Consider the following 9,941-nt stretch of genomic DNA (forward strand, 5'->3'; position numbering starts at 1 on the left):
AATCCGATACATGCTGCTGTATTACTGAATAGAGGGTGTCTACGATATGCGCCGCTTTATTGTATAGGGGAATGATAACGGAAAATTGACACTTACTCATAAGGGGTGATTCCAGTTCAGTTGCGCTTTGCGGTAGGCTTCCGCGACATCGAGTGTTGGGGGAATATAATGGTTGCCAACAATGTCCAGTAAGCGCTGGTAAAGCCATTCAGGATCTATTTGACCGCTATCACTGGCGAATTCTGAGGCTTGGCCAATATCCCTGCACCAGTTGTGGCATTTAGGGTGATAGTTAAGCGCGAGACAGGGAGTGTCGCTCAAATACGCAAATATCGCCGCATGTAAGCGCATTGCCACGATGCCGCCTAGTTTGCTAATTTCGTTGATGGCAGTATAGGGATTTGCCTGATAATCAATGATTTTGCAGGGTAAGTCGCCGAGCATGACTTTCAATTGCTCGTGAACGCCGTGGTCGCCGAGTTGGGTGTGGCCGTTAAAATCAATTAAGCGAATTTCGTGAGGCTGATTTGCACAGAACTTCTGCAGGCCTGTCGCTATGGATTTTAGTCGGGCGAGTTCTAGATCTTCTCGGCCGGCAAAGCGTTCAACTGGACATAAGGCGATGCCGATCGCTGGCTCACGTTGTTCTGCGAGTGACGAGATAAATTCTGGTTCGTAACGCAGGCCCGGTGCCAAATCAAATGTTAAGGCGACATTGGCATTGGGAGCAATGCTGCGGGCGATGTCGTAGCTGTCGCGATCCCGTAGGCCGGTGAAGCTGCAGGCATTGAGGAATTGTGCACAAGCTTGCTCCGCCTTGTTGTCTGCAAACGGGCCGATGCCAACGCCTGCTGCAATATGCTGCGTGGATTGCGCTAAGCTTAAATACTGTCGCTTTTGGTGAATATCTTTAGCTGTGTGTAACACGGAGCCGCCGCCAATAATAATATGTTCACTACGTTTTGCCGCCCAGTACTTGAGTAAACGGTCTTGCCCTTTAAATCGTTGTTGGCGACTTTGGGTATTGATTAAGTCTAGGCGCAATGGCGCCTCACTGTCCTTTGCGGCAGTGACGGCGATGCGTTCGGCCTTAAACTTTTGCCTGGCACCAGCGGCAGCGGCGGCCATCAACATATCGTCACCGGTATTGCGCATACCGTAGAAACCGACTAGCAGGGCGTCAAACTTTTCCATGAAATGATTTCTCAATTGTGTCAGACCGAAATGCAATGCCAATCAAAACAAGTGCCGGCCAAAAAAGATAGGCGAGAATTTCGAGATTTTCACCAAAACTAAACATAAAAATAATAAATGTACAGGACAGTGCTGCCTGTGCCGTTTTGCAGCTCTGGGCCCGTGCAATTAATAATATAAAAGTACATGCCATGGGAATTGCTAAGGCAATAAATCCGACAACGCCCTTTACAAACAATAGTCCATACCAGCTGTGGTGGGAACCAATAGGCATATATTCAACGAGGTGGGGGCCGCGTTCGACCACACCATGGCCCCATATTGGCGCTTCGTCTTCCCAGCGTTGAATTGCAATGCGCGCTAGCGCTGCGCGCACTCGGCTTGACCCTGCCCTAGCCCCTTTGAATTCATCTACCGAGGACTCGACAAAGGCCATTAATTCTGTTGCCAATACCGCCATTGCGGAAATGCCAATACCCCCAGAAATCCAAAGTGCCGGGGACTTAAGTCTGGAGATAAAAAACACTGCAGGAGATACAAATAACATGGCCACTAGGCCCGCCCGCGACTGGCACATCAGGCACATGGCGACACTGGCGGTGATGCCAATCCAGCGCCAGCGCATATTTTTTTCGTGGAGCGCAAAGATGAAGTAAAAATTAGCGACTAAGCCCGCCGCCGGTGCCCAAGGCGTAAAAAAGCGCCAGCGCGGGCCTAGCGACTCAGGGTTGATGCCGTAAAGTTGAAATTCGAAAAATTCCGGTCCGGGGCCACCAATGGCTTTAAGTGGTGAAATGTATATGGTGCCGGGAATAGGCGTGTAAGCGGCAAGAACAAACAGTGGAATAAGAATGAGTGTGTGCAGCCCAATGATGCAACAAGCCCGATAGATTATTTCCGGACGAATCGGCAAAGTTGCGCCAATCATAATAAATATTGCTAGTAAGGCCCAACCCTTGGCCCAGCCGATACTGGATTTGATAATGGCGGGAATACCGAGATAAAAATCGAGGTGGCCGAGTACTAGGGCGATCTCCATAACGAGCATACCCAGCAGCCAAAGTAATACTAGTGGGTGGGGCTCAACCTGAATGCTTTTGGCCCGCATTTGCTTTGGGAGCCATAAATTATAGGCCCAATAGCCCATTAGCAGCCAGCCTAAGACTGGCGCGATGATATACACCGCACCAAGCACGTAGAAGGGATAGGTGAGTATTAAAGCGTACCAAATCCACTTTTCGATAATATTGTTTGGATTAATTGCTTGCGCTTCCATAACAAAAACAGTCCGAATAAGGTCATACCGCTACCCATTATGCCGCCGACAACGGCCAGAATCTTATTAGGTGAGGCCGGTTTGATGGGAAGCGAAGGAGACGCAAGTAACTGAACCAATGGGTAGGAACCAAAAATATCGCTTTTGCTGGTGTCAATCTGAGTGACCGCAGAGGTGTAGACCGCTTCAGCGACTTGATAATCCCGTTCTAGTTCGTCGAGCTCAGCGGCTTCTTCGGCAAACTGCTTTAAGCCATTACTGTGGTGGGTAATGGCATCGTCTAATTGTTTTATTTTACTAATCTGGCCTTCAATTTTCGCAAAGGAAACCAGTAAATCCTGGAATAAAGTGCCATTTTGATTCGCCTCACTAAGACTAATCAGCTTAATGGTATTCATGTCTTTGTGGCCGACTAATACAAAGCTGCGATCCTGAAGGGCATCAAGGGTGGCATCTTGCTTGGCGTCTTCCTTCATAACAGCTGGGTGCGCTTCCCCCCATTTTGACCGATACACCGCTAATGTTGCGGTGGCGCTCTGGTAGTTATTTAAATGCTCACGAAATTGTTGGTCGGCATTCAAGACAAATGCACTGGCCGCAAGCTGAGGGGTAATCCCCATGCTGCGGGAGAGTTGACCAACGTAACCACTTACCTCGTCACGGGTGGCTAAGCTATTGATGCGTTCTTCTTTTAAACGCTCGAGTCGCAAACTCAATTCTTCGTATTGCCGACCGGATACATATTCAGAGGTTTGTTTATGCAAAATGAGGGCGAGCTGCGCTTCTTTAAGCCGAGTCTGGTAAACAGACAGTGCCTGACTTATTCCATCTTCACGGGCTCTCAGTTCATCTTTACGTAGCTCTTCAATTCGCTGGTTGAACGCGTCGGCGAGTGCGATTGAACGTTTTTGGGCGTCTTCTGGGTTGCCAGCTTTGGTTGAAACTTGGATGATCGCTGTTTCGTCAACGAGCTTAACCTGGGGCTTGCCAAAGTCAGCATATTCAATCCCTAGTTCACGCGCTGCTGTGCCGATAACGGTGTCGCTGAGTAGCATCTCCTTATAGTTCACCCGTGGGTTAATACCGCGTGTGGCAAAGGGGGAGCTACTGCTGCTACTCGCCTCGCCAATGTTTTCGAGGTTTACTTTAGAGCTTCCAGTTTTGCCGGGTAACACGAAGGCAAATTTGCTGACGTATTTAGGTGGAGAGAGCATATACAGGGCAACTAGACCCCAGATCGCCAGAAATGCGATAGCGCCAACAATAATGTAGCGAGTCCAACGCGGCTTGTTGTTTTGATCATTGTAGGCCTGAATTTCGCGGCTTGGATCTATAGTTGCGCTCATAATTTCGTCCTTTTAGCGCAGTAGTTTGAAAGGGGAGACAATATCCGATATCGCTTTAGCAATATCGCGGACATTCGTTAGGGTCGAGTCGTAGCAGCTTATTGTATCGTTGGGCAGTAAATAGGGGTTGAGCCCCTCGACATCTGGGTTGCGCAATATCTCTTCAATATTACGCTCAATCACTTCATTTTTCCCCGTGAGCGGATTTTTACCCACTAGTACGACATAGCGTGATGAATTTGTCATTCGTGTACCGCCAGAACAGTTGCCAGAGACCACCGCCTGAAAAAGTCGTGAGCCGTAGGGCATACTGCTAGAATAGTTGCCAACTGCTGCTTGCGAGTTATTGCGGGCAGTTTCAGTAAGATTGGAGATAAACACGCGGATACCCTTGGGCGTTATTTGCGTTGGTCTAATTAACGAACGTTGCAAGCATCCTGTGCTGGGCACAATAATTTGATCGCCTGCGATGAGTGGTACATCCACTGAGCTGTGTCCGGAAAATATTCCTGCCAAATTAATTTCTTGCTGCCAGCCGTCGCGAATTAAAATGATTTTATCAACCCGTGCATCTGGCCGTACGCCAGAGGCGCTACGCAGCGCTTCGCTGAGGTAGCGCTTCGTTGGGTAATCGCCAGTAATAACGCTTTTATCTTCGTGAGTTTGCTGGGGATTTAACTCATTTATGAGTTGACGGCCGGGTTCGTAGACGGCGCCAGAAACCGATACCATTACTGGCGCCCATTGCATGGGGCGCACGCTAATCCGCAGTGTGTGGGCGAGAAATATCCGTTCCTGAATCAGCAGCAGGCTCAGCCGAGTTTCGACTTCTTCGGTATCTAGGCCCATAACTTTAATCGGTGATAAATAGGGCAGCTCAATATTGCCGTCGTGATTGACAATATACTCACCGCTAAACTCCTCGCCTTCGTGAATTAAAATTTCAATTTTGTCGCCTGGCGACAAGGGCAGTAGGCGGCTGCTGCGGCTTTCATTGCTACGCGGCGTGCCGGGGTTGCGAAAGGCGGTGGGAAGAGGATCAGTGACAGAGTAATTACTGTTGTCGCCAGCGAAGTGAGTAGCGTCGTCAGCGCAGCGATCGGTGTACAGACGGCTGAATTCTTGGTCTACCGTCGCTTCGGTTTCTAGCGCGGCTTCGTTGTGACGCAGGTCTTGGACGCGGCTTGATGAGTGTCCGGCGCATCCGGCGGTAAGGCTCAGAATAAGAATAGGCCAAATGTAACTCGATGTTGATTTGTAAACTGCAGTGGTGTTCATTGCTTTGATTCCGTTGTCACGCTTATTGCTGTGGGCTCACACTGTTTAAGCATAATTCGTGCCGGTAGCAATTTTAATTATTTATTAGTACTATCAATTACTTAGCGCATTACTTTTTTTTCCTAATGTTAACGTTTTTCGCAATTTGCGAATGGCGATGTCTTTTTGCAAATTGCAATTCAATATAAATGCCGAGTATTAAGCGTAGCCAACTTACCACGCTACGGCTAATGGTCAGTTTGTTAATAAGTATAGTACTTTATTGTCTTTCTTGAGTTTTAGGTGCTGCGACGTAATCTTATAAGAAACAGTGGGTTGCCGATGATGTAGCGCTTCCACATCCGGCCAGGTTCTTGAATCAGGCGCCAAGTCCACTCCATGCCCAGCTCCCGCAGCCATAATGGCGCCCGAGACACTTTTTCAGCGTAGAAGTCGAATAGACCCCCGACGGCCATGACCACTGGGGTTTCCAGCTGGTCGCGGTACTCGGCCACCCATTGCTCCTGCAGGGGCTGACCCATGCCGACCAGCACAATATCGGCTTGGCTTTGGTTAATATCGGCAACCACGTCTGCGCAGCTGTTCTTATCGAAAAAGCCATTCTTGGTGCCCGCGACGCGGAGTGCAGGGTAGCGTTTTTTCATATTAGCCATGGCTGATTTCGCAATACCTTCTTCGCCACCGAGCATATAGATGCTTTTGCCGCTTGCTGCGAGTTGCTCACACAGCAGGGGTAACATGTCGGTGCCATTAATGTTGCCTTTACGGCGGATACCTGCATGACGACAAGCGACTTCAATACCGCTGCCATCAGGTAGCAAATAATCAACTTTGTTCAGTAATTCGCGGAAGTTTGCATTTTCGTAGGCCAAGTTTAACGTGTGCGCGTTGGCAAAGAAGACGGTCTTTTGGGCGCGCTTGGTAATGCTGTCAGCAATGGTCGCGAGCGCGTCATTCATGGTTACATTGTTGATTTCAACACCAAATACCTTAAACGTGGGGGTGTTACGCAAGTCTTTGGTATTGCCATAAAGCATGCCGGCAAGCAGCGATTTAATGACAATCGCGACACGCTGTTTTAAACCACCGTTTTGCGCAAATTCTGTGTTGCAGGTCTTTTCGTCAATGAACTCAAGGCCAGAGATGCGCCGCAGTTCAAAAAGTGAAAATAAGCCGGGTTTAACTGCGAACTGAGACTTCTCCTGATCGGCCGCGATGGCGTCATCGATTCGCAGTAATCGTGTGCCCACAAGGCGGATATCTCCACGGAGGATATTCCATAATAATGGCGCACGGTGAATTTTTGAGCGCTTATGTAGGGTTTTTGCTTCTAAAATTTGATATTGACTCACTCGGAACTGGTTTGTATAAAAAACTGGTTTTTTAGCCCAGCACCGGCAGGCGACGTGAACTAATAAAATTGGTAAAAGGAATAATAGGGAAGCAGCGGCAATGAGGCGGCCAAAGATTGAAATATACTTATCGTTGCGGGTGTTCAATATTAATCTCCCTACGGGCCATCAGATGCAAGCGAAAGCCTGCGGTACTGCTTATTAATTTTAGGTCATTTCTTGTTGTTGTGTTTGCCAATGGGCTCGGCCGGTCGTTTTAGTTGGCCTGGCTATCGCCGCAGTTTCTATTCGCAATAATATTTTGCTACTTAAAGCCCGTGCCTGGCGTTGCAATACTGCCTCTGGCATTCAGCTGGCGTATGCATTTAGATTATTGCTCTGCCAAAAACTGATTTACTGCGCTAATCGTTTGGGTGATGACGGCATTGCATATTGGCAGCTGAGCCGCGAGTTTGTCGTTGTCTTGCACGTCGCAGGCGGTTTCGATTTTTTGCGCCAATTGTTGAAATTGCTGGGCGCCGCAATAGCCCGCACTGCTTTTGCAGCTGTGGGCCATTTCCCGAATTGCCTTTAATTCGGGGGTGTCGCTTAACGTTGCCAAATAGGCCTGGAATTTTTCAAGCTCTTGGACAAACATTCCCATGATTGCTGCAGCTGCTTCTGGAGATGTGTCTGCAATGAGTTTGTTAATGGTGTTTAATTCGAGTATAGAATCGTCGCTTGGCTCAATGCGCTGCGTTGTTGTGTCTGTGTGGCTGTCGCCCGTCAAAAACTTATCCACTGTGTCGAGTAAATTATTGCGGTTAACTGGCTTGGGTAAAAAGGCATCCATGCCGCTCGCAAGGCAGCACTCTATATCTGTGTCAAAGGCATTTGCGGTCATGGCGATGATCGGAATCGTGGCCCACGCAGCATCGCTGTTTCGAATTTGTTGGGTAGCGCTAATGCCATCGAGCTTGGGCATTCGAACGTCCATTAAAATCAGGTCGTATTGAGCCCTATCTAAGGCAGCAATAGCTTCTAAACCGTTATTTGCGATGTCGATCTGGTAACCCGCGCGGGTGAGCATGGTTTTGGCAACGAGCTGGTTGGCGAGGTTGTCCTCGGCCAATAAAATTCTTCGGGAGGCTTTAGTTTCTGGTGCGGGATCTGCGCTGAGCTGGCTGTCTATTGTGTTGTTAACACTACTGCCGCCAGACATCATATTTAGCCGCTGGATAAAGCTAGATGCCTTTAATGGCCGTTGCAAAATGTGTTGGAATCCTTCCGACTTTGCGCCAATGATGATGTCTGGGGCATAGGGACGGGCATACAGGAGAATATTTTGCTTATCAACACCCACCGCGGGACTGATGTCTGCAAGGGCGATATCAAATTGGCTAGCGCTAGTGTCGACAATGACCACATGAGCGTCGCCCGTTTCTGGTTCGGCGCCGGCGACCATAAAGTTGCAAGGTATTGCCAGTAGTTGACATTGCTGGGCCATAGTTGACTGAAATGATTTGTTGTCGGATAGCACTGATACAGAGATTTTCGATGCGAGCTTGGGTAGGGCTTCGTTGTTGTTTGTCGTCATTTTAAACGGTATGAGCACTGTAAATGTACTGCCTAAATTGGCATCACTTTTTAAACTTATTCTGCCGCCAAGTAATTCCGCTAAGTCCTTACAGATTGCTAAGCCTAGCCCGGTGCCACCGTAAGATGCGGTGTCACTATTGTCTACTTGGGCAAACTCTTGGAATAAACTGGCTTGCTTTTCAGCTGGTATGCCTATGCCGGTGTCACTTATCTCGAATACAACGTCGACGTGTTGATGCTCGGGGTGAGTGTCGCCAAGGCTGACTTTGAGTACGACGCCGCCTATGTTGGTAAATTTAACCGCATTATCTATTAGGTTGGTTAGAATGCGGCGGATATGGCTAGGATCGGAGATGAGCTCTGCAGGTATTTTCGGATCTATACAGCAGCCGATGTTAATTTCCTTAGCACCAGCACGAATACTGATGACTTCACTGACTTGCTCGCAGAGTTCAACTAAATTGAAGACTTTGGGCGTGACCTTTTGTTGACCGGCCTCAATTTTAGAAAAATCAAGTACGTCTTCAATTATCCCGAGCAAGCCGTGCCCTGCCTCGAGGGAAGTTTCTGCCAGCGGCATTTGTTCGTCTGTGAGCCCCGAATCGAGAAGCAAATCCATGCAGCCAATGACGGCGTTCAGCGGCGACCGAATTTCGTGGCTCATGTGAGCGAGAAAACGAGATTTGGCTTCGTTACTGGCTTCGGCGATTTCCTTTGCTTTTTTGAGCGCTGCTTCATGAGCTTTACTTTCAGAGATGTCACGAATTGAAGCTGTAAAATAGGTTGTTCCTTGATACTCCTCAGTAGGCACGACGGTAAGCTCGCAAGGAAAAATCTCACCGTTACGACGAATGGCTTCAATTTCAATACGGGTATTAATCACCGGGCCTGTTCGGCTTTTATGGAAACGCCCCATACCCTCGTTGTGGGCGGAGTGCATATTTGGTGGGATAACGATATCGGCGACGTGCTGGCCGATGGCCTCGTCGCGTGAATAACCAAATAACTGTTCCGCCGACGGGCTAAACTCGTGGATGATACTGTCGCCGTCAATAGTCACCAGCGCATCTAAGTGCGAGGTATACAATGAGCTGGTAATCATTTCGAGTCGTTTTTGTCGCAGTTGCACACTGCTTAAAGCGAAGTGGTCGGCCAATACGTAGACCAGATAAGGCGTGCCGGGAGTGTCAGTGCGCTGAACTTGTATTAAACAGCTGGTTTCGGTGTTTGGTAGCATGGCGATGATTGACGATTGGGCAGAGCCAGAGCCAGGTCTCAGCTCAGTTTTTATGGTATCCATGAGGTCAGGGAAAATATCGTTGACTGCTTGCTGCGGCTTGATTGCTGTAAGGGGCGACTCGGGCAGACAGTTAATGCTCTCTATCAATCCACTCGGTTCAAGGGTCAGTGTTGCAAGGATCTCGACAATTGGCTGGGGGTATAGTGTCGTAATGTGGCTCATTAACGTATTCTCAACGAATAGAAACTATTGGTGGTTTATCCTTCTGATGGTAGCAGAAACGGTATAGGAATCGTTATCCACATAAGAAATCAGCGTGTTAGCGGCTGCTATTTTTTTTGTTCTTAACGTGTTCGAGAGAAATAAATGAAATATGCAAAGCACTTTGAGATGCAAAATGCGAATAAGCAATCTACACTATCCTATATTAGACGATTCAGTAATGATGAGTTAGTTTAAGCTATTGATTTATTTGTATTTATTTGTATTTTTATGTAATTTTGCAATATGGTTAGGAAATTGCTTGTTATAAGCATACCAAGGGGGGAAGCCCCATACATGCTATAGCTGAGAGTTAAGTTCATGAGTACAACGATGTTACGAATTTTATTGGCTGATGATAGCTTGCCTAGCCTAATGGCCACGCAAATTATGCTGGAAAAAATGGGCCACGAAGT

At 48.1% G+C, this 9,941-nt stretch carries 6 protein-coding genes; all 6 read right to left on the bottom strand.

Features of this window, described 5'->3' with window-relative positions:
• Window positions 1-96: 96 nt before the first annotated feature.
• The 6 genes from ABYT30_RS10920 to ABYT30_RS10945 all read right to left on the bottom strand — a co-directional run bounded on the left by ABYT30_RS10920 (window position 97) and on the right by ABYT30_RS10945 (window position 9,486).
• On the bottom strand, window positions 97-1,194 hold the full coding sequence (locus tag ABYT30_RS10920) for a polysaccharide pyruvyl transferase family protein (protein ID WP_373096446.1): 1,098 nt from the start codon (window positions 1,192-1,194) through the stop codon (window positions 97-99).
• Window positions 1,181-2,470 (bottom strand): O-antigen ligase family protein, encoded by a 1,290-nt coding sequence (locus tag ABYT30_RS10925; protein ID WP_373096448.1) that lies wholly within the window; start codon window positions 2,468-2,470, stop codon window positions 1,181-1,183. The genes ABYT30_RS10920 and ABYT30_RS10925 overlap by 14 nt, the downstream gene beginning before the upstream one ends.
• On the bottom strand, window positions 2,410-3,816 hold the full coding sequence (locus ABYT30_RS10930) for a GumC family protein (RefSeq protein ID WP_373096450.1): 1,407 nt from the start codon (window positions 3,814-3,816) through the stop codon (window positions 2,410-2,412). Before ABYT30_RS10930 ends, ABYT30_RS10925 begins: the two co-directional genes overlap by 61 nt.
• 12 nt (window positions 3,817-3,828) lie before the next feature.
• Entirely contained in the window at window positions 3,829-5,094 is a 1,266-nt protein-coding gene (locus tag ABYT30_RS10935) for a polysaccharide biosynthesis/export family protein (protein ID WP_373096451.1), read from the bottom strand.
• A 278-nt stretch (window positions 5,095-5,372) separates the two neighbouring features.
• Entirely contained in the window at window positions 5,373-6,446 is a 1,074-nt protein-coding gene (locus tag ABYT30_RS10940; protein ID WP_373096453.1) for a WecB/TagA/CpsF family glycosyltransferase, read from the bottom strand.
• A gap of 370 nt (window positions 6,447-6,816) precedes the next feature.
• Entirely contained in the window at window positions 6,817-9,486 is a 2,670-nt protein-coding gene (locus ABYT30_RS10945; protein WP_373096454.1) for an ATP-binding protein, read from the bottom strand.
• Window positions 9,487-9,941: the final 455 nt, after the last annotated feature.

The organism is Zhongshania sp. (genome assembly GCF_041623545.1).
In the GTDB taxonomy this organism is placed as follows: Bacteria; Pseudomonadota; Gammaproteobacteria; order Pseudomonadales; family Spongiibacteraceae; genus Spongiibacter.